At 71.5% G+C, this 2,801-nt stretch carries 3 protein-coding genes and 1 tRNA gene; 2 read left to right on the top strand and 2 right to left on the bottom strand.

All coding sequences use genetic code 11. The features are described 5' to 3' along the window. Positions 1 to 132 precede the first annotated feature (132 nt). Positions 133 to 546: an SsgA family sporulation/cell division regulator gene (locus GKQ77_RS31135; RefSeq protein ID WP_003959770.1), complete on the bottom strand. Its 414-nt coding sequence runs from the start codon at positions 544 to 546 to the stop codon at positions 133 to 135. Positions 547 to 737: 191 nt separating this feature from the next. Here GKQ77_RS31135 and GKQ77_RS31130 point away from each other — a divergent pair, with 191 nt between their 5' ends. Both GKQ77_RS31130 and GKQ77_RS31125 read left to right on the top strand, forming a co-directional pair. Beyond that, positions 738 to 1,193, top strand: a complete 456-nt coding sequence (locus GKQ77_RS31130) for a TIGR02611 family protein (protein ID WP_219692465.1) — start codon at positions 738 to 740, stop codon at positions 1,191 to 1,193. Between the two features lie 65 nt (positions 1,194 to 1,258). Continuing rightward, a tRNA-Val gene (locus GKQ77_RS31125) sits at positions 1,259 to 1,330 on the top strand. Positions 1,331 to 1,434: 104 nt separating this feature from the next. Here the strand turns inward: GKQ77_RS31125 and GKQ77_RS31120 are convergent. Then, positions 1,435 to 2,801, bottom strand: a 1,367-nt coding sequence (locus GKQ77_RS31120; protein WP_372460035.1) for an SCO7613 C-terminal domain-containing membrane protein, incomplete at its 5' end; no start/stop codon positions are given.

The following is a 2,801-nucleotide window of genomic DNA, read 5'->3' as shown; positions in this document are numbered from 1 at the left end:
GCCGCGGGCTTCCCGCGGCGACGGCGCCGGTGACTGCTTCCTGTCCGCCTTGTGTCGTCGTGTTGTGTCGTGACTGCCTGCGCCGTCGCCCCGAGTCGGACGGCGTGAGGGGATCCCGACGCTCCCGCGCCGTTAACTTTCGGCCAGGATGTGTGACAGCTCCGTGTCGAGATCGAAGTGGCGGTGCTCCGTGCCGGGGGGCACGGCCGCGTCTGTTCGCTTCAGGAAGGACTCCAGGGCCCGCGCCGGGGCCTCGAGCAGAGCCTCGCCCTCCGGGGAACTCAGGGCGATGCAGACAACGCCCTGACCGTGGCTCCGGGACGGCCAGACTCGGACGTCGCCGGTTCCGGTGGGCCGGTGCAGGCCCTCGGCGAGGAGATCGCGGGCGAACACCCACTCGACCGTCTCCTCGGCTCCGGTGTGGAAGGTGGCGTGCACGGCATAGGGATCGGCCGTGTCATACCGCAGTCCTGCGGGTACAGGCAGTGAGGACTCGCTCGACACAACGAGGCGCAGGTGCAGCTCGCAGCTGACCGTGGTGTTCATAAGCGCCAGGGCCTTTCGCTCAGTGTGCGCTCGGGGATTCGCACGTCGGCGAAATCGACATGCCACCTACGGTGCCGTTGTAAACCCCTCTGAGGGTTTTGCGTGTCTTTAGGTAGCTCGTATGGCGGCTTGTCCCTTCCCGTCATGCACCCATTCCGGTGACGGGTTTCCGTCCGGTAGGGTTTGGCCGTATGAATACGGGGAGTAACGAGCCCGCGGGGGTCGCGGAACCGACCGTCGCGGCGCAGGCCGAACAGCCGTCCGGATCGGCCGAGCAGCCGCTCGGATCGCGGGCGCCGCAGTACATCCAGGCCCGCAGGGCGCTCCACCTGAGCTGGCAGGTCGGCGTCTTCATCGTGGGGCTCGCGGTCGTCGTGGCGGGCATCATCATGCTGCCGCTGCCCGGTCCCGGCTGGCTGGTGATCTTCGGTGGAATGGCGATCTGGGCGACCGAGTTCGTCTGGGCCCAGCTGGTGCTGCGCTGGACGAAGCGCAAGGTCACCGAGGCGGCACAGCGTGCGCTCGACCCGAAGGTGCGCCGCAGGAACATCATCCTGACGACGATCGGCCTTGTCATCGTCGCGGTGCTGGTCGCCATCTACGTCTGGAAGTTCGGCATCACGATGCCGTGGAAGATCAAGGAGTGACCGAGAGGTGACTCCTAGGCGGTCGGAAGCACCCGCTGACATGCGGTAATGTTCTCTGTGCGCCCGGGCGATTAGCTCAGTGGGAGAGCGCTTCGTTCACACCGAAGAGGTCACTGGTTCGAACCCAGTATCGCCCACCCCGGATTGCGGCCCGGAGGCTTTTCAGCCTCCGGGCCGTTCTCGTATTCCCTTGCCTTTCAAGGGAATTGACGGGTCCACATATCTGTGCGGCGGCCGGTAATCAGTGCATTCGGTCGAGCGCATTCCGGAACCGGCGTGCGTCGCGCAGTCGTTGCTCGTACGTCGCGCCGACGGCGAGGAGCAGCAGGCCCGCGAGCGCCGGCGGCAGCCAGCGGGGCAGCGCGCCCGCCACCTGCACGATGTACGGAGCCAGTTCGTGCAGCGCGTCCAGGGCGAGCACCGTGCCGCCGAGGACCAGCGGGGCGCGCAGTCCGTGCCGGGCGCCCGCCAGGGTCAGCGCGAGGGCCGCGAGGCCGAGCAGCAGCGGGCGCTGCCAGTGCGGGTCGCCCCAGGCGGCGGTGAGGCTCGGCAGCAGCGTCATGGCGAGGCCGGGGCCGTACGCCGTCCAGGAGGAGGCCTCGGAATCGCGGCGGCGCCGCAGCAGGCCGAGGAGGAGCGCGGGGACGGTGACCGGCAGGGTGTATGCCTCCGGGGTCGACACCTCCCAGGCAGCGAGGCGGACCCAACTCGCCAGGATGAACAGCACTCCGGCCGCGTACCCCACGCGGTGGCGGTCCGGCCGGAGCGCGGTGCCCGCCGCGATGAGCCCGGCAAGGGTCAGGGCGAGCGCGAAGGTGGGGGCGTGGCCCGCGGTGAGGGCGACGGCGAGGGCGGCCGAGGCGGCCGCCATGACCTCCACGGGCAGGGTCTCGGGCCGCTGCCCTAGTCGGGCCGCGGCGAGCGCGGCGAGGGTCGGGACGGCCAGGGTGACCACCCCGATCTGCTCCGGGCGCAGACCTCCGGCGGCCCCGGCGGCGCAGGCGAACGCGGTGGCGTACGTGAGAGCAGCGCAGGCCGCGAGGGCGGCGACGCCCGTGGGTGCCTGGCGGGGCCGGCGGACCAGCTGGACGCAGGCGGCCAGGAACAGGGCGGTGAGCGCACCGAGGGTGCCGAGCGTGGCGGCCTCGGTGGCCAGGGCGAGGAAGGCGACGCTCACCGAGGACGCGAGGGCCAGCCCCGAGACCATCAGGGCAGGCCCGACCAGGACGGCCCCGGCGGCCGCGACACGGGCGGCGACGGCCAGCAGAGCGGCGACCACCAGAACGTAAACCACCACCCCGGCGGCGTACGGAAGCCGAAGCGCGGCGGGCAGAGCGACGAGGGCGGACCACCCGAGGACGGGAGCGCCGTAACGGACGAGGTACGGGACCGCACGGGCGAGGGAGCGCGACACCGACGGGGCGGGTCCCGCGTGCGGCGGGTGCGGCGCGCCGGATGCGGTGGCGGCGGGGGCCGTCCCTGGGGTGCGTACGCCGATCGGGGTCCCCAGCACACTCGGCGCCGCGAGCAATGTCGCCGCCAGCAGCGCGAGTACCAAGGGAGCCAGGAGCGGGTGCGGGAGCGGTAGTTCGGTGAGCAGGGCGGTGC

This window comes from Streptomyces anatolicus (assembly GCF_019400875.1).
In the GTDB taxonomy this organism is placed as follows: Bacteria; Actinomycetota; Actinomycetes; order Streptomycetales; family Streptomycetaceae; genus Streptomyces; species Streptomyces anatolicus.
This window is presented reverse-complemented; position numbering and strand designations above follow the sequence as displayed.